This window comes from Corynebacterium sp. MSK297 (genome assembly GCF_030232885.1).
In the GTDB taxonomy this organism is placed as follows: domain Bacteria; phylum Actinomycetota; class Actinomycetes; order Mycobacteriales; family Mycobacteriaceae; genus Corynebacterium.
On the sequence record NZ_JASPGD010000007.1, the window covers coordinates 87607 to 112942 of the forward strand.

The 25336-nt window shown below is 57.6% G+C and carries 21 protein-coding genes and 2 pseudogenes; 3 read left to right on the forward strand and 20 right to left on the reverse strand.

Features of this window, described 5'->3' with window-relative positions; genetic code table 11:
- Window positions 1-29: 29 nt before the first annotated feature.
- From QP888_RS08190 to QP888_RS08255, 14 genes are all read right to left on the reverse strand, one after another.
- A complete protein-coding gene (locus QP888_RS08190; RefSeq protein ID WP_284585098.1) occupies window positions 30-821 on the reverse strand; it encodes an ABC transporter ATP-binding protein in 792 nt (263 codons plus the stop codon).
- Between the two features lie 53 nt (window positions 822-874).
- Window positions 875-1861 (reverse strand): FecCD family ABC transporter permease, encoded by a 987-nt coding sequence (locus tag QP888_RS08195; protein WP_284813045.1) that lies wholly within the window; start codon window positions 1859-1861, stop codon window positions 875-877.
- A 23-nt stretch (window positions 1862-1884) separates the two neighbouring features.
- Window positions 1885-2829 carry a FecCD family ABC transporter permease gene (locus QP888_RS08200; RefSeq protein WP_502869163.1) on the reverse strand — a complete coding sequence of 315 codons (945 nt, stop codon included), beginning with the start codon at window positions 2827-2829 and terminating at the stop codon, window positions 1885-1887.
- A gap of 77 nt (window positions 2830-2906) precedes the next feature.
- A complete protein-coding gene (locus tag QP888_RS08205; RefSeq protein ID WP_284813048.1) occupies window positions 2907-3842 on the reverse strand; it encodes an ABC transporter substrate-binding protein in 936 nt (311 codons plus the stop codon).
- A 161-nt stretch (window positions 3843-4003) separates the two neighbouring features.
- Window positions 4004-4933 carry a site-specific tyrosine recombinase XerD gene (gene xerD, locus QP888_RS08210; protein ID WP_284813049.1) on the reverse strand — a complete coding sequence of 310 codons (930 nt, stop codon included), beginning with the start codon at window positions 4931-4933 and terminating at the stop codon, window positions 4004-4006.
- A gap of 5 nt (window positions 4934-4938) precedes the next feature.
- Window positions 4939-5697: an NUDIX domain-containing protein gene (locus QP888_RS08215; protein ID WP_284813052.1), complete on the reverse strand. Its 759-nt coding sequence runs from the start codon at window positions 5695-5697 to the stop codon at window positions 4939-4941.
- Window positions 5690-6763, reverse strand: a complete 1074-nt coding sequence (locus tag QP888_RS08220; protein WP_284813054.1) for a copper transporter — start codon at window positions 6761-6763, stop codon at window positions 5690-5692. The genes QP888_RS08215 and QP888_RS08220 overlap by 8 nt, the downstream gene beginning before the upstream one ends.
- Window positions 6763-7947 (reverse strand): putative cytokinetic ring protein SteA, encoded by a 1185-nt coding sequence (gene steA / locus QP888_RS08225; protein WP_284813056.1) that lies wholly within the window; start codon window positions 7945-7947, stop codon window positions 6763-6765. Before steA ends, QP888_RS08220 begins: the two co-directional genes overlap by 1 nt.
- Before the next feature lie 57 nt (window positions 7948-8004).
- Window positions 8005-9735, reverse strand: coding sequence for a DNA repair protein RecN (recN, locus tag QP888_RS08230; RefSeq protein WP_284813058.1), 1731 nt, complete (start codon window positions 9733-9735; stop codon window positions 8005-8007).
- Window positions 9736-9743: 8 nt separating this feature from the next.
- Window positions 9744-10766, reverse strand: a complete 1023-nt coding sequence (locus tag QP888_RS08235; protein ID WP_284813060.1) for an NAD kinase — start codon at window positions 10764-10766, stop codon at window positions 9744-9746.
- Window positions 10763-11599 (reverse strand): TlyA family RNA methyltransferase, encoded by an 837-nt coding sequence (locus tag QP888_RS08240; RefSeq protein ID WP_284813062.1) that lies wholly within the window; start codon window positions 11597-11599, stop codon window positions 10763-10765. The genes QP888_RS08235 and QP888_RS08240 overlap by 4 nt, the downstream gene beginning before the upstream one ends.
- 78 nt (window positions 11600-11677) lie before the next feature.
- Window positions 11678-11806, reverse strand: coding sequence for a hypothetical protein (locus tag QP888_RS08245; protein WP_284813063.1), 129 nt, complete (start codon window positions 11804-11806; stop codon window positions 11678-11680).
- A 42-nt stretch (window positions 11807-11848) separates the two neighbouring features.
- A complete protein-coding gene (locus tag QP888_RS08250; protein ID WP_284813065.1) occupies window positions 11849-12901 on the reverse strand; it encodes an HAD-IIA family hydrolase in 1053 nt (350 codons plus the stop codon).
- Complete coding sequence (locus QP888_RS08255; protein ID WP_284813066.1) at window positions 12898-13731, reverse strand: tetratricopeptide repeat protein; 834 nt, start codon at window positions 13729-13731, stop codon at window positions 12898-12900. The genes QP888_RS08250 and QP888_RS08255 overlap by 4 nt, the downstream gene beginning before the upstream one ends.
- Before the next feature lie 352 nt (window positions 13732-14083).
- On the opposite strand from QP888_RS08255, the gene QP888_RS08260 reads away from it, so the two are divergent.
- Entirely contained in the window at window positions 14084-14644 is a 561-nt protein-coding gene (locus tag QP888_RS08260) for a thermonuclease family protein (protein ID WP_284813068.1), read from the forward strand.
- 94 nt (window positions 14645-14738) lie between these two features.
- Window positions 14739-15869, forward strand: coding sequence for an aminotransferase class I/II-fold pyridoxal phosphate-dependent enzyme (locus QP888_RS08265; protein ID WP_284813069.1), 1131 nt, complete (start codon window positions 14739-14741; stop codon window positions 15867-15869).
- Window positions 15870-16169: 300 nt separating this feature from the next.
- Here the strand turns inward: QP888_RS08265 and QP888_RS08275 are convergent, their stop codons facing one another.
- The 6 genes and pseudogenes from QP888_RS08275 to QP888_RS08300 form a co-directional block, all read right to left on the reverse strand.
- On the reverse strand, window positions 16170-17666 hold the full coding sequence (locus tag QP888_RS08275) for an ATP-binding cassette domain-containing protein (protein WP_284813070.1): 1497 nt from the start codon (window positions 17664-17666) through the stop codon (window positions 16170-16172).
- Complete coding sequence (locus QP888_RS08280; RefSeq protein WP_284813071.1) at window positions 17663-18415, reverse strand: energy-coupling factor transporter transmembrane component T family protein; 753 nt, start codon at window positions 18413-18415, stop codon at window positions 17663-17665. The genes QP888_RS08275 and QP888_RS08280 overlap by 4 nt, the downstream gene beginning before the upstream one ends.
- A complete protein-coding gene (locus tag QP888_RS08285; RefSeq protein ID WP_284813072.1) occupies window positions 18376-19002 on the reverse strand; it encodes an MptD family putative ECF transporter S component in 627 nt (208 codons plus the stop codon). Before QP888_RS08285 ends, QP888_RS08280 begins: the two co-directional genes overlap by 40 nt.
- A gap of 81 nt (window positions 19003-19083) precedes the next feature.
- On the reverse strand, window positions 19084-20823 hold the full coding sequence (locus QP888_RS08290; protein ID WP_284813073.1) for an ABC transporter ATP-binding protein: 1740 nt from the start codon (window positions 20821-20823) through the stop codon (window positions 19084-19086).
- The gene (locus QP888_RS08295; protein WP_284813074.1) at window positions 20820-22649 is read right to left on the reverse strand and encodes an ABC transporter ATP-binding protein; all 1830 of its coding nucleotides are present in this window, start codon (window positions 22647-22649) and stop codon (window positions 20820-20822) included. Before QP888_RS08295 ends, QP888_RS08290 begins: the two co-directional genes overlap by 4 nt.
- A 183-nt stretch (window positions 22650-22832) precedes the next feature.
- Window positions 22833-23216, reverse strand: a pseudogene (locus QP888_RS08300) (transposase); the annotation flags it as partial.
- Between the two features lie 77 nt (window positions 23217-23293).
- Between QP888_RS08300 and QP888_RS08305 the strand changes: the two are divergent.
- A pseudogene (locus QP888_RS08305) lies at window positions 23294-24494 on the forward strand (IS3 family transposase).
- Window positions 24495-25336: the final 842 nt, after the last annotated feature.

Below are 25336 nucleotides of genomic sequence, written 5' to 3' on the forward strand. Positions count from 1 at the left end.
TTTGGAAATAGTCAAGAGTAGTCCTTGTCTCATAAACTGTACGGAACGGGTAATTTCCTTCCAGTCGCCGGATCTTCCAGCAACAAACAGTTAACCGCGAAAACATCTTGTACCAGTTCTTGAGTCAATACATCTGCAGTATTTCCGGCACGTACCACTACCCCCTCTTTCATCGCGATAACATGATTCGCATATCGTGCAGCTTGGGTGATGTCGTGTAGAACCATCGCTACAGTATGCCCTTTAAGGTGCAATTTCTTGACCAAATCGAGCGTTGATAGTTGGAATGCGGGATCAAGATACGTTGTTGGTTCATCCAGTAACAGCGTCGACGCTTGTTGGGCGATCGCCATTGCGATCCATACCCGTTGCTGTTGGCCACCCGACAAATTTGTTGCATCTTGATCCAATAACTCTGCGATTCCAGTTTGTTCGGCTGCGTCTTCGACTGCCAAATAATCCTCGTGCGATAAATTCGCAAAAATTCCGGTATAGGGATACCTTCCAAAGCTGATTAAGTCACGGACTGTAAGTCCTTCAGACACTGTTGGTCGTTGGGGCAGATACGAAACCATTCGGGCAAAATCGCGGGAGGAAAAGCTTTCTAGTTTAACGTCTCCGAGTTTAATTACTCCTGAAGACCGCGACAATTGACGTCCGAGCACTTTCAATAACGTTGATTTACCAGAGCCATTCGGTCCTATTATCGCGGTGACCTTGTTTCTCGGAATATTTACGCTAACATCCCGTAAGACCGGTGCATCGCTATACCCCGCGACGATATTGTGTCCGGTAAGTGCATCAGTATTTCCGGAATTCATCTCGGACCCCTAAATTTTGTATCGTATATTTGTACAAATTGTAGCTACTCACTTCAGGTACCTTTTGATGTAATTCGCATGAGCAAGAATACGAAGTACGGTGCACCTATTATCGCAATCAGCGCACCAACTGGTATCTCAGTCGGGCTGAACATCCACCGTCCCAGCGCATCAGAACCAACAACTAATGCACTCCCGATGACTGTTGCCATTGGCAATTGCCGCAATAACTGCGGGCCAACCAATAGACGTGCTAAATGCGGTACGATTAACCCCGCAAATGCGAGTACACCAGCTGCCGCCACGGCCGCCGCACCGCTAACGATCGCACAACCAACGGCGAGCAGCCGCCAGCGCAACGGCATCGCTCCGATTCCCTTCATTGTGGCGTCATCAAGCAGCAAGACATCAAAATGCTTCGCGATGATCAGGCTCAAGCAAAATACGACAACGACAATCGGACCGACGACAACAGCATCCGAAAGCGAGCGTGCATACAACGAGCCTTTCAGCCACGCCATCGCGGCCCCAGCTTCGGGTGCAGTACGAACGAGTAACAACTGCGTGACTGCCCCAAGTCCTACAGAAACTGCAACACCGGTCAATGCTAAGCGAATCGGATTATTCATGCCTTTTCCGGAAGCAACTAAAACTAAGCCCGCACCTACACAAGCTCCGACTAGCGCGACTGGGGTGAGAGCTTGTGCCGGCAATGCACCTGCGCCGAGCAATGCGACTACCGCAGCAAGCCCTCCTCCTGCAGTAATGCCTACGGTATCTGGGGCGGCAAGTGGGTTCCGTAGCCCTAGCTGCAGTAAGCAACCAGAAATCGCCATCCCGGCACCCGCAAACACCCCAACGAGCGCTCGCGGCACGCGGAATTTCCAGATAAGGTTATCGGCCTCCATCAGGCGTCGTACGACTTCACTAGGAGGTACAGCTACAGCTCCAATTCCCAGGGCAAGCACAATCATCAAGAGCAAAACCGCATTCGCGATAGCAAAGGCAACGATAAACCGCGTCGTCGTTTGGGTGGCCATTATTTTATCCTCCACCAGTAGGCCTAAGACTTTTTAGACATGTGGTTTATTCCCCATAGCAGTACAGGAACACCAGCAATGGCGGTAACGATTCCTACGGGAGTCTCAGCCGGAGCCCATACCGCTTGACCGACAATATCTGCGAGCAACAGCACGAATGCACCAAGTAAACCTGCCACGGGTAACGCCCACCGGTGGTTAACACCACAAAGCCGGTGAGCAGCCGTAGCAGCCATAAGACCTAAAAATCCAATCGGTCCAGTCGCAGCAACACAGGGAGCTATAAGAATAATCGCAACCACGATCGCAAGTAGTCGCAATAACGCGGGTTTTGCACCAAATGCAGTAGCGATTTGCTCATCCGCAGTCAACGTATCGAGTTGTTTACCGCTCATGACCATCAGTGGCAACAGGATAATCAGGCAAATTAGTGCAGTCCAGATTTCTGATAGCCTTACGCCGGCAAGTTTGCCGGAAAGCCACGATAGTACAGTGGCTAACTGTGCCTCATCAAGGACCAGAGCAACGGATGTTAAAGCACTAAATAATGCGCTCACCGCAATTCCCAACAAAACCATGCGCTGCACAGATATTTGCTGTGACTGGGTAGCGGAACCGCGTAGCCCGAAAAAAACCGTAATCGCACCCGCGACCGTCGCGCCGAGTAATGCCCAAGGCAATAGAGTTAAACTACCCGAATTGCCTGAAAAAGCACTTGCTGCTACCGCTCCGAATGCCGCGCCAGAATTAACACCTACGATATCCGGATCTGCTAGCGGATTTTTTGTAGCTGTCCGTAGAAGAACGCCTGCTACCCCAAGGCACATCCCGACAACAACTGCAACGATAAGGCGATCGCGGTTAACCGCGACAACTTCAGCGAGCAACCATTCAGCATTGTGGGGAGCTTCAACCTGTAGCATACGCCAGCAAACTATCACTGTAATGCTAATAAGCGCTCCGACCACTGTTACGAGCGCGCGAACTTGTCTTGTTCGCGCCCTAACACGGACATTGGTGCTAGTCTTAGTTTCCGTTTCTACGTTCACTTCTGTAGCGCGTGGTCGATAATTTTATCGAGCATAACCTCGGCGGCTATCGGTCCGCGTGATCGGGACCAAGTATCTTGTTCGACGTCGACCACGTCATCGACAACGTCAGCCCATGGACTGTTATAAAAAGCTTCTTGATCGTTATAAAGAAACAGAGTGTCTAACTCCATTGTTGATAGCTTATCACCGGTGAGCTCAGCTACGTCTGTCTTTGATTCGATCGCACTCTTTTCTCCCTGGTAGCCGTATTGGTAGCCTGCAGCAGTTAATAACGAAGCTGGGAATGAAGGATCCACCCAGGTATACAAGGTGTCCTTCGTCCAGCCAATCAGTGCAGAACGAGTGCCGTCCGGGACTACGTCGCTAGCCTTTTCTACTTTACTTTCTATACGATTACGCACTTCTTGCGACTTATCTTGACGATCGTATTTAGCTGCGATTTCGTCCATTGCATCCAAAACATCGACATAGCTATCGTCTGAATAAGATTCTGTAGGTGCAATCTCAGCTAGTTGATCCATTATCGCAGCATGACGCGTTGGGCTTGCCAGAATCAAGTCTGGTTCGAGCGATTGAATCACTTCCAAGTTTGGTTGTTTCGCTTGCCCAACAGATTCAATGCCGTCAAGTTTACCTTCCAGGGTAGCTGGTGCCCTTGATTGTCCGATTTCCACAATTCCGACTGGCTCCAGATCAAGCGCATGAAGGATTTCTTCGTACCGCCAATCGAGCGCCACAATGCGAGGATCTTCTGTTTCAGCAGCAGAAGATCCACCTACAGAAGAATTATCGGTAAGTTTCTCATTACTGCATGCTACAAGAACAACAGCAGAAAAGAGTGCAACCGAAAAAATAAGAATTCCTCGCAGGTTTATCGTATGCCGATAATCCGAAGCTTCAGATTGAACACGCCGGGATAAAAATTGCATGAGGTTAACTTTACACAGATCGGCGAGAAAATCAATACCTAAGGCTAACCTATTTAATCGATAACTCCGCAAGCGAATTCGGTAAGATTATCAGATCTTGGCGAGTCTTTTGTTCGCTTTTGCACAACTTTTACTCCCTCCTTTATGTGCACACCCAGCAACTACGCCCGCGGGTGCGACTGCGCCCAGACTTCCCGCATGTCATCGGCACTCACGTGGGTATAAATTTGCGTGGTAGTCACTGAAGAATGACCTAGTAATTCCTGTACGGTTCGCACATCAGCTCCGCCGGAAAGCAAATGCGTGGCGAATGAATGCCGCAGCGTGTGCGGGGAAATCTTGGTACTGATTCCCGCGCGCTGCGCAGCTTCTTGCAGTACTTTCCACGCGGATTGCCGTTTCAATTGTGCCCCACGCGTGTTCAGGAACAGCGCATGGCTGGTTCCCTTGGCCAGCAGGGGCCGGGCCCGCACCACGTACTCGTTACACGCATCGATCGCAGCCTGTCCCATGGGAACGATGCGTTGTTTCGTGCCTTTACCGGTCACGCGAAGGATCCGTTCGCCGTCGGCAGCATGACGAAAATTATCGAGCGTAATATCCAAAGCCTCCGAAATACGCGTGCCCGTGGAATACAACAATTCCAATAAAGCCCGGTCCCGAATATTCACCGGGGTCGCTGCCTGCCCAGTCGGGATCGCTTCCAATAAACGCAGCACCTCATCGATGGAAAGAGCATCCGGTAAATTCTGCGCGGCATTCGGTGGCGCAATTCCCGCAGCCACATCTTCTGCCAATTCGCCTTCACTCAACGCAAATTTATGCAGACCTCGCACAACGATAAATGCCCGGCTAGTCGAAGCAACCCCCAACGGCTGGAATTTCGCAAACCCGGTCTGCAGATCCCGCAAATAACCTTCCAGATCGGCTGCTGTTACCTGACTTAAGTGCGTATACCCCAGCTGCTCCAACCAGGTAAGGTAGCGCCGAATATCGCGCCGGTAGCTCTGCAACGTGTTTTCGGAATGCCCCTTTTCCACCGCTAGGTGGTCCAGCCAGGTATCGGCAATCGCGCGCGCTGTAGCAGCCATTTTTCCTAGTGGTCCGTCTCAGGAATCTGGGTCAAGGCCGCGCCTGGTGGCACCGTTCCAGAGGCTTGCCGACGCTGCGCCAGCGCGGTCGGACGCAGTTCGAATGGCGATTCCACACTGCGCAGCTGTGTACCGGCAACCACGTGTTGCTGTGCCAACAAGATGCCAGCCACAGCCGAAGCGTTAGTGATTTCACCAGCGCAAACCTTGGCGACGGCGTCGGCAAGAGCTATCCAGGCCAACTCCATATCGGCTTCCTCATCTCCAGAATCACCGATCTGAGCCGCTAGACTGGATGCACTCTGCTCAGCCGGATCCTGGTCTGCTGTGCTGATGTTTTGCGCGAGAAAAATCCGAGTGGTTTCATCAGATATACCCGGGGTAGGAGCAATATCGCTGAGAACTGCCCACTGTGCTGCCTGCATCCCGGTTTCTTCCAACAACTCACGCTGTGCGCATTCAAATGCCGTTTCACCTGCATGATCCAGCAAGCCAGCGGGAATCTCCCACAGTCGCTGGCCGAAAGCGTGGCGATACTGGTACAGCAGCGCGATACGGTTGTCATCATCCAATGCCACTATTGCCGCAGAACCAAAGTGTTCCAGGATTTCCCGTGTGGCCTCGCCCCCGCCCGGCATCGAGACAGTATCCCGGCGCAGCCCAACGATGGGCCCTTGCGCGAGCAGCTCCGAATTCAGCGTGGAAAAAACGTGCTCGCCGCGCTGTTGCGACTGTTGATTTTCTGGTGCCTGCCGGTTATTCATTCTCGGAATGTCCGTGTGCATTGTGTGATTCGGCAGTGCCCTCGCCACCAGTGCCCTCATCATTATTGCCGGACCCGCCCTCGGCCGTTGCAGCAGAAAACTTAGCATCGTGGTCGGGTAAGACCGCATCGGCGCTGTCGCTAAAACCATAGGCGCCGCTGGCACCGGTGAGTTGTTCAGCAACTGCCAACACCGTCGCCAAACGCCCCCAGGTCTGATCGACGGCATCAATAGTGCTGACAGCTGCCGTGGCAGCATCATCGGCACGCAACTGCTCCACCGCGTTGCTGGCATCGGTATCGCCCGCACGGCCGGCAACCACGGTAGCTCCGCCGGCCTCGTCCAAGGCCCGGGCAAAGGCCACCTGGCTTTTCGCGACGAATTCAGCCGAACCGCCAGTAGCGCCTCCCGCAGCACCAGCACCGGTCACCAGCACGACGGCTTGACCTGGCAAAATCGTACCGGATTCATAATCAAGGTACTTAGCGTCCGCGAGAGTCTCGAGCAACAAGGCGCGATCCTCTGTGGTGGAATTCGGCGTATCTGTCCCAGCGGCAAAAGTCAGGGCCGCGCCAAGGGCCTGTCCGGCATGAGTGCCCGGATCCCGATTCTCAGCCGAAAGTTCTGTGCCAGCTGGCAAGGTATTTGCAACGATAGTCTTCAACTCGTCTGCACCATCTTGGGAGAAAAACTTCTCCGACAAATTGATCAAACCAGAATCGATCGCTCCGGCACGTTGCAAGGATGCGCGAAGTTTTTCTACGTCGTCCTCGTCAGCGTCGGCAGTTGCGAGCACGAGGACCGGTTGTTCATCAAGCACGCCGTCGATGATGTCTTGGCCGCTCGCTGCCACCACCTCATCGGCTGCTGCGGCCTTACGCTGCGCTAGTTGTTCTTTGGCTTCCAACGATTCGTGTTCAGAACTAGCCTCGGTAGCACCGGAGGTATCGGCACTCGTGGCGCCCGGAATATTCGGGCTCAACAAGAACACTCCCAGGCCCGCGCCTAAAGCGAGACCGATTCCGGCTCCCGCGATTCCAACTCCTGTTCGTGAGGCACCAGCCATTAGCTAAACCAACCTTGTACAGTCGAGAATATATTATCCCAGGTCTCAGTGATGTTTTCGGCAAAATTACCGTTCCCAGCGATACCAACGATCATTACCAATGCCGCCAACGCCACCAGGATTCCCAGTGCTGCCCACAGCCACCCAGCAGCAACTCCCCGGTTCGTCTGGTACAGACCAATGACCGTCTCGGCATCCACCAACTTGGAACCGACCTTGGTGCGGGTCAACAACGCCGCCGGGGTGGCGTGTTCTTCCTGCTGGAAAATATCGTGCAGATCCAGCGTGCTGCCCGCGTTCACGATCGAACTAGCACCATGATAATCAGCCAACAAGAGCGCCAAATCCGTGGCATTCTCGATCGCTGCCGGAAAGGTCATAGCCCCCACGCCAAGGTCCTGAATCCGCTCCAAACCCGGAGCATGCCCGTCCGGGTCGGCAGGCAAAACCACCTGTGCCCCACAGCGCAGCGTGTCGGCGTCCACCGCGGTCGGGTTACCAACGATAATCTCCGGGGTATACCCCATCTCCAGCAAAGTATCGGCGGCTTGTTCCACGCCGATGATTGCTGGACGGTATTCTCGAATGAAATTGCGCAGATTTTTGATCTGCGCACGGTGCTGCACGCTGGGGCTAACGACGAGCACCTTCCGGCCAGCCAGACTCACCGGAATATCCGGGATCCCCAAGCCGTCAATCAACAGCGGGCCTTCGGAGTGAATGAACTGAATGGTGTTGCCAAAATAGGCTTCCATGTGATCAATCAGAGACTGCTGGGCTTCCGCAAAAGATTTTTCTGCAGCCTCCCGATTAACCAACTCGCCTTTGCCGATGAAACGTTCGCCGAGGTAAACCTCGCCGTCTTCGGTCACACGCGCTTTCTTGCCTTCGCGCATCGCAGAAGCGAAGCCTTCCCCAGCGTTTTCTAACAGCACGACGTCGTCGTCAAGCAACATGTGTGGGCCGTAATTCGGCACGCCGCCTTCCGTGAACCGAGCGACGTTAATGACGACCGACGGGCCAGCGTCCACGAGTGTTTGCGCCTCCCGCCGGGTGATATCGGCAGCGTTGATCACCGCGATATCGCCACGGTGGAATTTACGCATTCCCTTTCCGCCAGGAGTGCAATCGCGCACAGTGGCCTGAATTCCAGGCAGATCGGCATTTTTGTTAAACAACCCCATGCCTGGATATTTAACACGCGTTCAGCCCGGTAGTGGCCAAGGCGCGCCTTAAAGCACTCAGGCTTTCTTCCTTTTGTCTGTGCGCGCTTTTTCCAATAGTTCTGTTGCATGGGCGCGCCCGGTTTCTGTGTCATCGAGCCCAGCGAGCATGCGCGCAAGTTCTTCTACCCGCTGTTCGTGGTCGAGCGTCAACACGCCGGAGGTGACACTGTCATCGGTGACTTCCTTCGCGACGTGCAAATGCGTATCTGCATAAGCAGCCACTTGCGGCAAGTGCGTAACGACGATGACCTGGTTATGCACCGCAAGCCTGGCCAGACGACGGCCAATTTCTACCGCCGCACGGCCACCAACCCCGGCGTCAACCTCGTCGAAGACCATCGTCGCACCTGTAGTTTCTGCAGAAATGATGACCTCCAGCGCCAGCATGACGCGGGATAATTCACCACCAGAAGCAGCCGTCGATAGCGGTTGTGCCTGTGCCGCATCGTTGGGTGCAAGCAGCAGCTCAATTTCATCAGAGCCATATTCGCCAGGCGCGGTGTCTCGGACTGCAACCTCCAAACGGGCTTTGGGCATCGCCAAGCCGCGGATTTCGGCAGTCACGGCTTCCTGCAGTTCAGCAGCGGCTTTCCGCCTAGCCGTGGACAGTTTCTTCGCTGCCGCGAGCATAGATTTTTCTGCAGCTCGGACCTTTTTCTGCAGATCATCCAATGCTTGCGCGGAGGTATCGATGCTCGCAAGCCGCTGTTCCGCCTCATTTCGCCAAGTGATAACCTCACTGATCGTCGGAGCATACTTGCGAGTCAAAGACTTCAATGCATGCTGTCGCTGCAGCGCTGCTTCGAGTTGATCGGGATCTGCAGGCAGCTCTCCCAAAAACCCACCAAGCTCTGCAGAAATTTCGCCAAGCTGGGTGGTGATATCACCAAGTTTATCTGCTAGAGCAGCCAGCTGTGGGTCATCAGAACCGCGCACGGCAGCTTCCGCCTGTCCCAGCAAAGTAGAGGCCGGATCAGTTTCGCTAAAGCCGCCATCCCCGCCTGCTGCTTCCGGACCATCAATGGCAGAAAGCGCGGCCATAGCTTGCTCACGCAATGAATCCACGTCTTGTAACCGACGAATACGAGTGATTAATTCTTCATCTTCACCCGCTTCTGGAGATACCTCATCAATCTCGTCGATGGCGAACTGCAGGCGGTCTACTTCTTGGGCCAACTCACGACGCGATTCAGTACGGATTTTCAGATCACGCTGCAGTTTCTTCCATTCGCGATAAAGCAATTGATAATCGCGCAATAATGCAGCGTTATCCGGTGCAAACCGGTCCAGCGCCGCCCGTTGTTCTTCAGGAGCCAACAGGCGTAGCTGGTCATTTTGACCATGAATAGCTAACACATAGGAAGAAAATTCGGCAAGCTTCGCCGCGGGCACGGAACGCCCACCCAAATGGGCCTTCGACCGGCCCTGGGCGCTAACGGTGCGCGCGACGATATATTCGCCGTTTTCATCTGCGGATCCCCCGCCCGCTTCGACGATTTCAGCCACAGCGTTTTGCGCACCAGTGCTCAGTTCGTCGGCAAGAAAACTCCCTTCCACGACGGCCTTTTTCGCCCCTGTACGCACGCGCGAAGCATCAGCACGGCTACCTGCGAGCAAGCGAAGACCGGTGACCACCATGGTTTTACCGGCACCAGTTTCACCGGTGAGCACAGTCAACCCAGACGATAATTCCGCAGAGGCATGATGAATCACGCCCAAATCTTCGATGGTGATATCCGCGAGCATAACCTTGGCTACTCGCCTCCCCCTCGTGCTTGTTCTCTGTCGCTGCCACTACTGGCACTGTTCCCGCCGTGTCTCTGGCGCAAACCGCGCGGGCCCCGCCAGCCTTCCACCGGCAACCAAAACTTGTTCACCAGACGATCAGTAAACGGTTTATCATCCAAGCGTACCCAACGAATCGGATGCGTGCCGCGGACAACTTCTACCCTCGAACCCGGAGGCATAGTGATCTGGCGGTGGCCATCCATGATCACGATCGCTTCCTCAGTTTGCGAGGCTGATTCGACTGCAACCGTCGAAGCGGGCGATACCACCAACGGTTTGGCAAACAAGGCATGCGCGTTATTCGGCACTACCAAAATTGCATCAAGTTCCGGCCATAACACGGGACCACCAGCAGAAAATGAATAAGCGGTCGAACCAGTCGGGGTGGAAATCAACACCCCATCGCAACCAAAAGAACTCACCGGGCGCCCATCAACTTCCAGGATGGCATCAAGCACACCTCGCCGGTTTTGGCTATGCATACTGACTTCATTCAGCGCCCAGGAGCGGCCTACTTCCATCCCCGTGGCGTCTACCACGACCGTATCGATGGTCATGCGGTCTTCAATGCGGTAATCGCGCTTGACGACGCGCTCGATCGCGGTTTCCAGCGATTCCTCTTCCCACTCGGCAAGAAAGCCAACATGCCCCATGTTGACCCCGAGTACTGGGACATCCACTGCATGGGCGAGATCAGCAGCGCGCAAAAATGTGCCATCCCCACCCAGCACGAGTACCAGCTCGCAGCCCCGTGCGGCCTCTGGCTCGGCCTCGACCAGAGGGTATTGGGAAAGATACTGGTGCTCGGTAATACCATCGGTGCGATCATCCACCACGATGCGCACAGAAATTCCTGCTGCTGCCAGTAAACGTACGACGCGTTCGGTGGTAGCAACATTGCCCATGCTACCGGTATGGGGAACCAACAAGATGACGCGTTCATCGCTGGCGCGTTGGTTGCTACCAGTAACCGTATTCAACCTCGTCACTGTGGTCCTTCCTCAACCGCCTGGTGGATAAGCTCGTGCAGCGTGTGGGAAGACGGCATCCGTGCGCCACCGTCTTTTTTCAGCCATAAAAAGTATTCTACGTTTCCACTGGGACCAGGCAGGCGCGAGGCCCCCGCACCGAGCGTCGACAAGCCCAATTCGCCAGCAAACTCCGCGACGGCCTGGGTAACTTCCTCCCGCAACGCGGCACTGCGCACCACCCCTCGGTTGCCTAGGCGTTCTTTCCCCACCTCAAATTGTGGTTTGACCATTGGTAGCAGGTCAGCGCCGTCGTCCAGCACTCCGTTGATAGCCGGTAAAACCAACCGCCACGAAATAAACGACAAATCGCCCACCATCGCAGTGCACAAACCATCGGTGTCCTCGGTGGTGACATGGCGCAGATTGGTCTGTTCACGCACCAACACCCGTGGGTGGTGTCGCAGACGTGGAATCAACTGCCCACGTCCGACGTCTGCAGCAACGACTTCGCTAGCACCGCGGTGCAGGCACACATCGGTAAAACCGCCGGTGGAGGCTCCGGCGTCTAGAACCCTCTTTCCAGCAAGGTTCATCCCTTCTGGTTCGAATTGTTCCAGCGCCCCGAGCAGTTTATATGCGCCACGCGAAGCCCATTGCGGTTCAGTGCCAGCATTCACCAGCACGCGTGCGTCGTCGGTGACCGGCAACGATGGCTTGCGTGCGACCGAGCCATCAACGGTAACCACACCGTCTTTAATCAGCGTAACCGCGTGCTCCCGAGACCGTGCCAGCATTTTCCCTACCAGAAACGCGTCCAGACGCTTCCGGGGTGGGTGATGGACATGCCGCATGGTTACTCGTTTCTCCTCAAACGGTTACAGACGGTTACAGGCGGTTACCTGGCTGGGTTAGTCTGCGTTAGTCTCCCGCTATTGTTCCTGCAGTCCGCGCTGCAACACCTGGTGCGCGCGTTCCAACTGTTCAGCCTCGCCTTCGAGGTCCGTCGCAGGGTGTTCGAAAACCTCGGCTAGCTCGTCGGCAAGCTCTGCCGGTGTCATGGCCGGTGTGTTAGGATCGCGCGGTTTCGGGGCTGACACGGGCTATCTCCAGTCTGCGACTGCGTGTTCAGCAGCGACTGAACGCGGGTGAACATAACGTGGGGGCTTCGGCATAGCCCACGCTACTTCCAGCACAGTACGCAACGCAGCCAAAGATACAGCCAAGCGCGCAGCAGCCGTATTGTCTTGGCTGGTATCGGCCGCGGTGGTATCCACCTGCTCGGGTCCGCGCTCTAGCAACACATCATGGCCGTCTCCGCGGGCAGTAAAATCACCTTGCGGCCCGGGAAGCAGCTGTTGCGCCGGGGACAAGACGTCGGAAAGATCAGCACCGACATAAGTCGGGCGGTGTTCAGGCGGGGCTTCTAGCAGTTCGATGGCGCCAGAGACCCCGGTCAAAACGTGCAAAGAGTCGAAACCAGCACTATGTGCACCAGCAATATCAGTGTTCAGACGATCGCCAATACACAGCGGGTTTTTCGCACCGATTTTCTGCGCGGCCAGCTTAAACAACTCTGGTTCAGGTTTTCCTGCTGCCCGCGGATACACATCCGTCGATGCCGTGACCGCAGCAGCAAGCGCTCCATTACCCAGGCAAAAACCGCGTTCTGTCGGCAAAGAAGTATCGGCATTCGTAACCAAGTAGCGTGCCCCGGCCCGGACGGCAAGCGCGATCTCTGAAAGTTGCGCCCAGCCGTTGTCTGGGTTGTGGCCTTGTACTACAGCTGCGATACCGGAATTAGATGGGTCCTGCCCGGCTGAAGTCACGACGTCATAGCCTGCAGTGCGCACGGCTTCGTGCAACCACTCTGCCCCCACGACCAGCACGGTTGATCCAGGACTAGCTTCTTCAGCCAGTACCTCGAGCACCGCATCCACAGAGTTCAACACCGTGGGGTTGTCATCTGCGATGCCTAATTTATGCAGTTTTTCAGCGACTGCAGCGTGCGGTTTCGAGGCATTATTCGTCACAAACGCCACCGGCACATCGACGTCGTTGAGCACCGAAATCGCGGCCTCAATAGCAGTATCACCGTTCCAGACCGTGCCATCGAGGTCCACAAGTAGGCCATCATGATTATCGAGCAAGCTCATGAGTGTTTCTGCAATTCCTCCAGGCGAATTTCCGCGTCGGTCCATTCTTCTTCGTCAATGGTAGCGGCGTGCTGGAACCATTCGAGTGCTTCGTCGCGACGCCCTGCTTCCAGCAACGCATTGGCGTAGGCATAGCTGAAACGCACGGCTGCCATACCGCGACTTGCTTTGTCCGGGTTTGCACGCTGCAGAGTGATCACGGCGCTGTCCGCTTGGTTTTGGTCTAAACGCGCACCGGCCGCCACGATAGCTAGCTCGATGGCTTCGTCTGCGGGAAGTTGCTGGGCTTCCGGTGCGCGAGACAGTTCGATGGCTTTTTCTGGGCGCCCCAAACCGCGTTCGCAATCTGCCATCACGGCTAATAGACCAGGCCCTCCGTGCATGCGTCGAGAAGCACGCAATTCAGACAAAGCTTCTTTCCATTCGCCGGCATGATAGGCCGCGATACCGTTGACCTCGCGCGCCACAGACACCCGGCCTGCGCGATCTTTCGCCGCCCGCGCGTGTCGCAGCGCCAGCTGAGGATCTTCTTCCATCAACGTCGCTGACATGATCATATGCTTGGCGACGGCATCGGCGTTGTCTTTCGACAAGACTTTCAAGTCCTGCAATACGGTTGGATCTAAGTCGTTTGGATCGATATCGTCCGGCAAATCTGGATCGACAGAGCGCTTATTCAGACGGTCTTCACGAAAACCGGGCTTGTGCGGGCCCCTATTCGGTTTCGACGAACGCTCAGAACCAAATTTCTTGTCGCCGCGGTTCTGGTTATGAGTACGTTTTGTGCCTTTGTTGCCTGTTCGCCGTTGCCCGCGCGGGGGTTGATTCATACACGATCCTCTTTCTAATTATCCTGCGCTAATCCTGCGGCGTGAATTCTGCGAACATGTCACCGCACCGAATATTCTGCGCTGGCATCTGTACGGCTATCTTCTGTACGCCATTTCGCTGTGCGAAAATTGTGCCCGTTTCACTCCAGTCTAGCGAACGAAATCCCGTGAGAATAACTGCATATACTCTAGAACAGGAAGATTAGGTCAAGCCCACACGCTGCGTCTCATCACCCCGCATGGGGGAAACGTGCGCAAAAACCATTGGCATAACGCTGTGACGACGTAAGTCGAAGGCAGCGAACCGTCAGCATTAACGAACACAAGATTAACGAACTCAAGAAAGTAGATAGTGTCACTCGGAAAATCGGCTCACAGGAAATCTGCATCGAGCATCGGCCTCATTATTGTGGCGGGTCTCGTTTACGGCGGCTACCAACTGTTGGACCATGACGCCCAGAACGAAACCCAGGCCAGCGGTGGTACACACATGGCAACCGTTGCAGATGTCATCGATGGCGATACCATTCGGGTTTCTAAACCAGGCGAACAAGAAACCACCCGTGTTCGCCTTTTGAATATCGATACCCCGGAGATAGGAAAAGAGTGCTATGCCCAACAGGCACAACGCTTCGTAGAAAAACTCATCCCTGAGGGCACGCGGGTACGGCTGGAGTATGACCAAGAACCAACCGACCATTATGGCCGCGAATTAGCCGGTGTCTATGTCGCCGACACGTTTGTCAATAAAGAGGTCGCCGCAGCGGGCCTGGCCGTGTCCATCGTGGTCGAACCAAATGACCGCTTTTATCACGAAATCGATGAAGCGGTTGCTGCTGCGAAACGTCAACAGCGCGGAGTGTACGCACCAGATAGCGGCTGCAGTTTCGCCGACTATAAGACCAGAAACTAGCGCATAAAACACAGAGCCATGAAAAAGTAGAAGACAAAGCAACCCGCAGCCGCCAACACACAGCCACCAGCACACAGCCCCATTGGAGGAAACGATGACGGTACGACGGCTCCAGCAATTCGGCGAGACGATCTTTGCCACCATGACGCAGCTGGCGAATGACTACGATGCGATCAATCTTGGGCAGGGATTTCCTGACTCCGACGGACCAGAGCGAATGCTAGAAATAGCCCAGCACAATATCGCGTCTGGCAATAATCAGTACGCACCGCTGCGTGGGCTACCTGTGCTTGTCGAAGCCATCGCCACAAAATATGACGTTCCTACTGACCACGTCGTGATTACAGCAGGTGCGACAGAGGCAATCAGCGCCACCGTCCTAGGGCTAGTGGAACCAGGGCAAGAAGTCATTGTCCTGGAGCCATATTACGACGCATATATTGCTGCAATTGCTCTTGCCGACGCCACCCGCGTGGCGGTCCCGCTCAAGGCCTCTGAAAACACATGGGATATTGATATCGACGCGGTGGCCGAAGCAATCACTGACAAGACCGCGATGATTGTGCTCAATACTCCGCACAACCCGACCGGTGCTGTCTTGAGCAAAGAAGCACTAGCCGAAATCGCGGAACTATGCACGGAGAACGATCTGCTGGTTTTGGCTGATGAAGTTTATGAAAATCTGGTTTATACCGATGCTGAGCACGTGTCTATTGCATCCTTGCCCGGAATGGCTGAACGCACGGTGACCGTCTCGTCTGCGGCTAAGTCTTATAACTGCACTGGTTGGAAAACGGGGTGGGCAATCGCACAACCACATTTACTGGATGGAGTAATTAAGGCGAAGCAGTTTACGACCTTCGTTTCGACGACTCCATTTCAGCCGGCCGTGGCGCATGCGCTATTGCACGAAGATGATTGGCTAGATGCCATGGTCGATGAACTCGATGAATGCCGAAAAATTCTTGTAAGAGGATTAGAGACTGCTGGGTTTACGGTCCATGACACACGAGGGACGTATTACGTGGTCGCCGATGTTGCTTCTTCTGGAATGAACGGCGAAGAGTTCTGTAAGCATTTGCCTATCGACAAAGGTGTTGCCGCTATCCCGTTGTCGGCATTCACCGATAACCCGGAGCCCTGGAAAAATAAGGTGCGCTTCGCTTTTTGTAAACGACCAGAAATTATTCGTGAAGCAGTAAGCAGGTTAAATATCAGACGTTAAACCGCTAGCGAGAACACAGGACTCATACTCCTAGCCCCATGCTGGGGCAGGTTATGTTTATTTGCGTTCCTTCTGCCGTGCGGCAGTGAAACTAGTCGCTGGTTTCGGTATGGCTTGTTTTCGTCCCTGTCTGACAATGACCCGGTCGACGGTGATCCCACGTGCACCGAACAAGGCCACCGAACAAGGCCACCGCCCGCCGCAGTACGCCACTTACCGTCACCGCCCTTTCATCGTCGTGGATTTCGGCGTACGCCACCCGGGAGTAGTCGCCGACGACGCTCGGATTCGGCGGCCCCATCACCGCGGGCCTGGTGTTCGGCGCGCTGGGACGCACGGGCCCGGTGCGGTGAGGGGGAACTCGAAGTCCCCGATCATGTCCACCAATTCCCGATCATGGGTGACCAGGACGACCACCGCGCCGCGGTCCGCGCAACGCCGGATCACGCCGGCCATGCTCTCCATCGCCCGCAAATCCAGGCCCGAGGTCGGCTCATCGAAGATGATCACATCGGCCCCGCGCCCTTCTTCCCCGCCGAGCACGGCCGTCGCCACGGCGAGGCGCTGCCGCTGCCCGCCGGAAAGGCTCAACGGGTGCCGTTCCCCCATGCCGCCGAGCCCGAGTTCGGCGAGAACCACCTCGGACTCCTCGGCAGACGGTTTCGCACGACCCAGGGAAAGCTCCTCGGTGACCGAAACCCCGAAAAGCTGGCGGTTGACGTCTTGCATCACTGCTGAACAGCGGCGACGTCGTTCGCGGCGCGACAGTGCTTTCCCGTCCAAGACGACGGAACCCTCGGCGCGGCACAATCCCACCAGCACTTGCACGAGCGTCGACTTTCCCACGCCATTCGGGCCGGTGACGCAGGTGATCGCACCGCGTGGTGCAGTCGCCTCGTCGATCGTCCACAACCGACGGCCATCGCGCACCGCCGACAAACCACGCAGCTCCAGGCCGCCCACATCCGCCGGGGCAGGAGGTGCTGGCAACGGATCCGAAGCGGGGGCAACAAGGCTGCGCAACCCCGCGTCACGGCGCTCGCCTTCGCCTATTTCCCAGAACTCGGCCGCGGGACAGTCGGCCACCACCCGCCCGCGGCGCAGCTGGACCACGCGATCGACCAGGCCGCGAAGATAATGCAAACGATGCTCGGCAACGAGGATCGTCGCACCGGCACCCTTCAGGCGGGCCAGGGCCTCGGCGACCGCCTGGGTGGAGGCGTCATCGAGATTGGCGGTCGGCTCGTCAAGCAGGAACAGGCTGGGGCGCGAAACCACGGCAGACGCCAGAGCGACCCGCTGGCGCTCCCCTCCGGACAGTTCCCCCATCCGCCGATCGAGCAGGTGGGCGAGGTCGAGAAGATCCACTGCGGCGTCGATGCGCCGCAGAATCTCCTCCCGCGGCACACCCTGGTTGGAAGCGCCGAAGGCAATCTCCGAAAGGACGTCGGTGGCGAAGAACTGGGTGCGGGGGTTCTGGAACACCGTGGCCGTCACCCGTCCCGCTTCGGCCAATTCGACCGCGGCCGGCTCCAGTCCGTCGACCTTCACGTCGCCGCCGATGCGCGCGGGGCGAATGTGCGGGATGAAACCGTTGAGCGCATTGACCAGAGACGACTTGCCCGAGCCGGAACCACCGGTGACGAGCACCATCTCACCCGGTCGCACCCGGATGTCGATCGAATCCAGCAACGTTGCGGTGACCGCTTCAGGGGTTTGCCCGACAGTCGAACCCTGCGCACCACCGGCCTCACCCGGCGCTTCGACGGCAATGCTGAGATTCTTGACCTCGATCATCCGATTTTCTCCTTCACCGCTAACGCCACGACCACCGCGACGATCACCATCGCCACGACGTCGGGGAACCCCACGCGCAACTCCACCACCGATGTCGGCTTCCGCTGGGACCCCAGGCCGCGCAGCAGGGCGGAGGCGGAAAGCTCGTCACCCGTGCGCAGGGACGTGGCCACCAGCGGCACCACCGCGTGACGCACCGCGATGATGGGATGCAACAGCAGCGACGCCCCGGAAGAGACGACTCCCCGAAGCACCAGATTGTCGCGGATCGTCCTCGCGTCGTCGACGACAACGGGGAGGAAACGGACGGCCACCGCCGAGGGCACGGCGAGGATGCGCGGCACTCGGGCCCACCCCAGGAACGCCTGCAGGGCACCGGTCGTGATGCCGCCGATGACCGCCCAGGCGATGACACTGACGACGGCGAAGCGGTACGTGAAGCTCATGGCGAACAGCAGCACCGTCAGGACCTCCGCGGTAGTGCCCTCCGCGGCGGGCAGGACCACATGGCCGAGGGCCAGCACCAGCATTTCGGCCAGGCCCATGACGATGGCCGCGACCGGCCGCAGGGCGGCAACCAAGCAGATCACCGCCACCACGGCACCGGTGATTTCCATCAGCTCGGTTCCGACGGTCAGCAGGGCGGCGTCGACGACGACAAGGCCGATCAGGGCCACCCTCGGATCGAGCTTCTCGATCGGCGTGACTCTCACAGGCCCGCGCGAGAGAAATAGGAGCGCAGCGCCCACTGCCCCAGCCATCCGCCGAACAGGGCGGCCACGAAGCAGATCGCCGTCAGCGCGAGCACCATCGGAGTCGACAGGAATTCGCCGAAGGCCCGCGCCCACTCGGCGTTCGCGCCCTGCGTGTAGCGGGCGAGGATATCGTCGCGCATGAACAGCAGCGGCAGGACATTACCCATCGGGTAGATGCCAAAGAACGCGTACCCCAGGATGGTGCGTTTCGGATCGGAGTAATTGCCGCTGCGGATGATCAGATCGGCGATCAAACCGAAGACCAGCGCGAACAGCACCGACACAAGGTGATGACCGAAGAGGGTGAAGATCAGCGCCAACAGCGTGGCCATGACGGTCACCGGGCCGAAGTGATTGATTCGCCGGATGAACAGGGCGAAGGGGATGCCGATGATGATGACGGCGAGCACGGCGCCGAACGGCTGGATCTGCGGCCCGAATACGCCGATGATGTTGCACAGGAAATTGATGACCGCGATGATCACCGTGAATACGCCGACGGCGACGAGTTCGCCGCCCGTAGACCCTCCCTTCACCGCTCCCTTGGACGATTCCCGATTGACGTCCTTCTTCGTTGACATTGCACTCCTTGAGTCCGTTGCTTCTTTTCGCATAGGTGGTTCCTTGAAATCTTAACTACTTGACCACCACTATTCCTAGCCTTACCTTTCTTTACCGATGTTCCAGTGACCGGCATCCTCTCGCAGCGACCAAAACCGCCGGTAGCGCTCGTCCGAAGCCGCCAATTCATCGTGGGTGCCCGACGCGGCGATGCGCCCGTCGTCAAGCAGAAGAATGCGGTTGGCGCCGCGAATCGTCTCCAGCTGGTGGGCGATCACCAGGACGGTCGCGTCACGGGACAAATCGTCCAGGGCAACGGTGACGGCACGGCGGGTCGAGGGGTCCAGGGCACTGCTCGGTTCGTCACACAGCACCACCGGCGCCCGCCGCAGAAGCGCGCGGGCAATGGACACGCGCTGACGCTCACCGCCGGAGAGCAACTGACCGCCCTCCCCGACGCGCGTCCGCCAGCCATCGGGCAACCGGTCGGCGATCTCGGTGACGTGCGCGCGGCGGGCGGCGTCGAGGATCTCGTCGCGGGAAGCGTCTTCCCTCCCCAGCGCGATGTTGGCCCACAAGGTGTCGTCGAAGAGGTACACGTCCTGGAAAATCATGGAAACGTGCTGGTAAAGATCTTCGGTCGCCATATCGCGCACATCGACCCCGCCGATGCGCACCGCTCCCCCGTCGATGTCCCACAGGCGCGCGATGAGGCGCATGAGCGTCGTCTTGCCCGAACCCGATGCCCCCACCAGTGCCGTGGAGGAGCGGTCGTCGATGCGGGCGCTGACGCCATCAAGGACGAGGGGGGCGTCGTCGCCGGTCCCGTAGCGGAAGGCGACGTCGTCGAACTCGATGTCGGCGGTCGGCGGGAACGCGATCGGCTGAGTCGGCTCCGGCATGGTCGGGGTCTCCAACAGCTCGCGTACGTCGTCGATCTCGGCCTCGGACTGGTGCAGCGCGGTCTGCAGCGACGACACGATCCACAACGGACCGGCCGCCAGGGTGACCAGGCCGACGAGAACCACCGCGCGAACGGGATCGGAACCGCCCGCGACGGTCCACACCGCCAGCGCCGCGACGCAGCCCAGCACCGTTTGGATGACGAACCCCTGAAGCACCATTCCTCCCAGGGACAGCCACAGGGCGCTGCGGCCGGCGGCCCGCTGCTTTTCGACGGCCCGCGTCAGCGGCGGATAGTCGTCGGCGATGCCCGCGGCGCGCAACACCTGCTGCCGGCTCGCGAACTCCAGCAGCCGCAGGTCGGTATCGGTGCGCACCCCGCGCACGCGCTCTTCCCCGGCCGATTCCCACTTCGACGCCAACCCCGACGTCAACCACAGAACGGGGGCGGCGACGATCATCGCGAGGCCGATCCGCCAGTCGATGAACAGGGTGAGGATCGCAATGGTCGCAGGCATGGCGATATAGCCGACCAACGGGGCCAGGACGTCCATCGCCGCCGTCGCCACGAATATGGTTCCGCGCACGGCGGTGTGCGAGACGCGTCCCTGCGTCTCGGGCGTGAACCAGCTCAGCGGCAGGTGCACCAAACGACCGCCGAGGCCCCGGTGCATCGACCGGATGATCCCGAGGGATCCGGCGACCCCGGACCAGGTAGACACTCCGACGAGCACGGCATGGATCAGCCACACGACGGCGAGGACGATCAAAGCCCGGACGGCGCCCGACCAGTCGCCACGGAACACCGCGGTGAGCACCGGGATGATGCACAGGACGGTGACGCCCTGGGCGACGCCGGACAGCAGCCCCAAGATCACCGAACGGATGAGGAGGGTCCGGTCCGCGCCCCCGGACAGGGCAAGCAGTGCGCGTATCATTCCATGTCCTTCCACATGCGGGCGTAGAGCCCGTCTTCGGCGAGAAGTTCATCGTGGGTGCCCTGCTCGACCAGCCGTCCGCCATCCATGACCAGAATGCGCTGCGCATCCTTGACGGTCGTCAGCCGATGGGCGATGACCAGGACGGCGCGCCCGGCGGTGAGCCGGTTCAGCCCCTCCTGCACGGCGGCCTCCGATTCGGGGTCGGTCGCCGACGTCGCCTCGTCGAGCACCAGCACCGGGGTATCGGCGAGCAGGGTGCGGGCGATCGCCACACGCTGCGCCTCGCCGCCGGAAAGACGCGCGTCCTGTCCGACCACGGAGTCGTAGCCGCGCGGCAGCTCCTCGATGCGGTCGTGGATGTTGGCGGCACGGGCGGCATCGAGGACCTGGTCGTCGGTCGCGTCAGGGACCGCGAGGCGAATGTTGTCCGCGATGCTGATCGACAGCAACTGCGGATCCTGGAACACCGTCCCCACGGTCCGGCGCATCACTTCCGGATCAATGTCGCGCACGTCCACTCCGCCGATGCGCACGGTGCCGGAGTCGGGGTCACGGAAACGGGCAGCCAGCGCAGCCACCGTGGATTTGCCGGAACCGGATGGGCCCACCAGCGCGGTGACGCCGCCTGCGGGGATGGCGGCGCTGACGCCGACGACGGCCGGGTTGCCGGGATCGTAGGCGAACGTGACATCCGCAAACTCCACCGCATGGCCGTCCGGCTGGGCGGGGACGTCGGCGACCGGCAGCTCGTCGGCGTCGAGTATCTCGCAGATGCGGCGGGCTGCGTCTATCGCCTGCTCGAGCGCACGGTTGCTCACCGCCACTGTCTGCATGGCCGCGGGCGACAGCATCGCGATGATGGTCACGACCAGCAGGTCGGACGGCCGACTCCACCCGGCATGGACGAACCACAGGCCGAAAGCGATCTCGATGACGCCGGCCGTCGCCGCAGACAAGAAGACCACCGCGACCGAATGGGCGCGCATCTGCGGGCAGATCATGTCGGCGAACTCGCGGAGGAACCTCTCGGATTTTTCGGTGAACCGGCGCGACCCCTGGCCCGCCTTGCCGAAGATCTTCAAAACGGCGATGCCGTTGACGTATTCGACGATTGTCTCCGACACCCCAGCGAGCCCTTCATGGATCCTGTCCATCACCTGGGCGTTCGACCGGGGCGCCAGTGCGGTGTAGACGACGGCGTACAGCACCGCGGGAATCATCGCCACCAGGCCCAGGCGCCAGTCCAGGATGAAACACACCACCAGGCTCGCCAAGGGAGTGCACACGCCCGCGACGAGCTCGACGATGGTGTGCGCGACGAGCTGATGCAGCGAGTCCACGTCATTTTGGATCAGCTGGCGGACGCGGCCCGATGATCGCTCGTCGAACCAGCCGAGGGGCAGCCGCGCCAGCTTCGCCGCCAACCCGAGGCGCAGACGAGCCTGCAGGTCGACGTCCGCGATGTGGGAAATCAGCAGGGCCACCGCGCCGAGCGTGATCGACGACCCCAACGCGATGAGGAACAGAAAAAGCGGCCCCTTCGAAGCATCCCAGTCCGCACCACCGCTCACCAGCCGGACCGCGAGCTCAGCCAGCGCGAGAAACTGCACCGCGGACAGCACCGAGCCGAGGACCTGCAGCACCACCGCCACCGCGATCCATGGCATGACCGGTTTGATAGTCCGCAGGCTGACCGCACCCGCCGATGCCGTGTCTTCCATCGGCCCTGTTCTATGCTCCTCCTGCACCCGCCCGTTCGTCGCCACGCTCACGTTGTCTTGCTGCAACTCATTGTCATTAAGGTCAGCACTTCTTGCGTTCATAGTAAGCCTATTCTTACTTAAATTACAAAGTAAGGCTATTCTTACTTAAAATCGGTGCAGGCGCAACGCCCGGATCCGGGAAAGCGCCCGCCATCCGGAAAGTCAACTAACAGTTCCCAGGTGCCAGCTCCGCCACATGGGGTTGCCCACAAATCGTGGACACGTAGTTAAGCCGCTTAGGGATTAAGCAGCGATTTTCTCCCTATCCTTTTGATCAGCAATCCGAGCTTCGAAATCGACGGGACTGATCATCCCGATAGCTGAGTGGCGACGGCACCGGTTGTAGACAATCTCAATCCAGCAAGCCACCGCCTTCCCGGCCTCATCACGGGTTCGCCATTTCCTCCGGTCATAGAATTCGGTCTTCAATGTCGACCAGAACGACTCAGCCATCGCGTTATCAAAGCACACTCCAGTACGGCCGACCGATTGAGCAATACCTAGTTGCTGGCAGACATTCCACAATTGTTCACTCGTGAACTGAGTGCCACGATCTGCGTGTAATACCACCCCATCGGGTACGTCACCACGCAGGGTATAAGCCATGCGCAGTGCACGTTCAACCAGGTAAGGGACCTGACCCCTGTTTGGTGGACACCTGATACCCAACCCAGTCGGGCTGGAAAGAAAGGTAATCTACCACCATGTCCAGGTATTCCGAAGAGTTCAAACGCGATGCCGTGGCCCTGTATGAAAACAATGAGGAACTCTCACTGGGCACAGCATCAGTCCAGCTCAGTATCAACCGAGTCTCGCTACATTCATGGGTCAAAAAGTACGGCACCGGAAAGCGTTCCCGCATCAAAGCCGTGCACGATAAAGCCCGAGCGGCGAATGATTCTGAGCGAATCCGGCAGTGAGACAAAGGAAGTCTCTAAGCTGCGCGAAGAACGCGATATTCTGCGCAAGGCTGCCAAATATTTTGCTTAAAGCAGACTCACTGGCGATCCACTTCTAGTGTGTCTATGACCACCGAACCGAGTATTCGGCTTACACGGATGTGCCACGTGTTAAAGCTGAATCGTTCCTCGTTCTACAAATGGGTCAGCACCTGCGAAAAGCGCAGGTTAAAGATGCATTCCGACGAGCTTATTGGTGCGAGAATTACAACCATCTTCGATGATGAGCATGGTCTTTACGCCGCTCCAACGCATCGCCGCAAGCCTCAAGGAAGACCCGGCGTATACCCCGGTCAATCACAAGAAAGTCGCACGAATCATGAAAACCATGGGGCTAAAAGGCTTGAGCAAACGCCGCCGATGCACCACCACCAAGCGCAAGCCAGACCACCGCGTCATGCCAGATCTAATAGGCCGTAAATTCACCGCTGACGAGCCAAACCGCGTCTATGTCGGCGATATTACCTACCTGCCCTGTAAGGGGGGGGCAAAAACATGTACTTGGCTACAGTCATTGACACTTACTCCCGGAAAATTGCAGGTTATGCACTCACAGACCACATGCGGGTCTTACTGGTCATCGATGCTCTAGCCCATGCGCACGGTGTGCGTGGCAGTCTTGATGGGGCTGTTTTCCACTGACGATCACGGCAGCGTGTACACCTCACAGGCATTTAGGGACCACTGCACCCAACTTGGTGTGCGCCAGTCTATGGGCGCGGTAGGAACTAGTGCCGATAATGCCCTAGCAGAATCGTTTAACGCCACCTTAAAGCGGGAAGTTTTGCGTGATAGGAAAGTCTTTGAGGATCCGATCACCTGCCGTCAGGAAGTCTTCCGGTGGTGCATGCGCTACAACACCCGCAGGCGGCACTCCTGGTGCAATCTTGTAGCTCCTGATGTCTTTGAAGCTGAGACTTCAGCTACACTGGTTAAAGCCGCATAGTTAGCCCCCGACGTGTCCACTTTCCGGGGGTCAGGCCCCGATTGAATTCCTTCGAATGCATGGTACTTGAGGGATCTAAACCCTCGCGAGAGTGAATGTTTGCATGGTTGCCTTGATCTTGACCAGCGTCACAGTCCTCGGCCTCTTGATCGTCTCAGGAGCGACTGGTCTTAATACGGCTGGCTTTGTCATCGAAACAATCCTAATAGGCTTCGGACTAGCCCCTTTCGTAGGTGATTCCATAGAACGACATATACCAGACTCTAAGTGGAAGTATTGTTCTGTCTCTCGTGACACTAGCCGTAAGTTGGGACTGAGACTTTTTAACGAGTTTCTGACTTCGATCGGATGGAATAGGCTAGTTATTTCAATGCGAAAACAAGAAAAAGTCGGAGTGGATAGGGACCCTCTTCGACCTATAAAGGCAGCAGCTGCTGGCCACTTCTGGGGTTTCCTACTTCATTTCGCGACTGCGACTTGGGCTGGAGTAGCTGAAGCTTGGGCGAGCGCTTCAATCCTTTTGGTAGTCGGTCTTTTGGGACACTTTTACCCAACTCTGCTTCAAATCCGAATCCTTACCCACATTCGAAGCAACGAAGAAAACACGTCGATAGGCTAAGGATTCAGGCTGTAGGACATAATGCCGAATCAATAATCGTCTGAAACCACTTCTGCAGCATGTTCGTCAATCCATCGTATAGAATTCAGGAGCGTGTCAGTACTGACCGCATAGTGTGCCCCCATCCCTACATCAAAACTACCGTCTGAAGTGTACTGGGTTTTGTTCCTAGGCATTTACCTTATTTTCCATTATTTCCCGGGACCCATCTTGTTCCCACAAC

Coding starts and splice junctions, on each gene's coding strand:
- QP888_RS08190 (WP_284585098.1), bottom strand. CDS start 821: ATGAATTCCGGAAATACTGATGCACTTACCGGACACAATATCGTCGCG.
- QP888_RS08195 (WP_284813045.1), bottom strand. CDS start 1,861: ATGGCCACCCAAACGACGACGCGGTTTATCGTTGCCTTTGCTATCGCG.
- QP888_RS08205 (WP_284813048.1), bottom strand. CDS start 3,842: ATGCAATTTTTATCCCGGCGTGTTCAATCTGAAGCTTCGGATTATCGG.
- xerD (WP_284813049.1), bottom strand. CDS start 4,933: ATGGCTGCTACAGCGCGCGCGATTGCCGATACCTGGCTGGACCACCTA.
- QP888_RS08215 (WP_284813052.1), bottom strand. CDS start 5,697: ATGAATAACCGGCAGGCACCAGAAAATCAACAGTCGCAACAGCGCGGC.
- QP888_RS08220 (WP_284813054.1), bottom strand. CDS start 6,763: ATGGCTGGTGCCTCACGAACAGGAGTTGGAATCGCGGGAGCCGGAATC.
- steA (WP_284813056.1), bottom strand. CDS start 7,947: ATGGGGTTGTTTAACAAAAATGCCGATCTGCCTGGAATTCAGGCCACT.
- recN (WP_284813058.1), bottom strand. CDS start 9,735: ATGCTCGCGGATATCACCATCGAAGATTTGGGCGTGATTCATCATGCC.
- QP888_RS08240 (WP_284813062.1), bottom strand. CDS start 11,599: ATGCGGCATGTCCATCACCCACCCCGGAAGCGTCTGGACGCGTTTCTG.
- QP888_RS08245 (WP_284813063.1), bottom strand. CDS start 11,806: ATGACACCGGCAGAGCTTGCCGACGAGCTAGCCGAGGTTTTCGAACAC.
- QP888_RS08250 (WP_284813065.1), bottom strand. CDS start 12,901: ATGAGCTTGCTCGATAATCATGATGGCCTACTTGTGGACCTCGATGGC.
- QP888_RS08255 (WP_284813066.1), bottom strand. CDS start 13,731: ATGAATCAACCCCCGCGCGGGCAACGGCGAACAGGCAACAAAGGCACA.
- QP888_RS08265 (WP_284813069.1), top strand. CDS start 14,739: ATGACGGTACGACGGCTCCAGCAATTCGGCGAGACGATCTTTGCCACC.
- QP888_RS08275 (WP_284813070.1), bottom strand. CDS start 17,666: ATGATCGAGGTCAAGAATCTCAGCATTGCCGTCGAAGCGCCGGGTGAG.
- QP888_RS08285 (WP_284813072.1), bottom strand. CDS start 19,002: ATGTCAACGAAGAAGGACGTCAATCGGGAATCGTCCAAGGGAGCGGTG.
- QP888_RS08290 (WP_284813073.1), bottom strand. CDS start 20,823: ATGATACGCGCACTGCTTGCCCTGTCCGGGGGCGCGGACCGGACCCTC.
- QP888_RS08295 (WP_284813074.1), bottom strand. CDS start 22,649: ATGAACGCAAGAAGTGCTGACCTTAATGACAATGAGTTGCAGCAAGAC.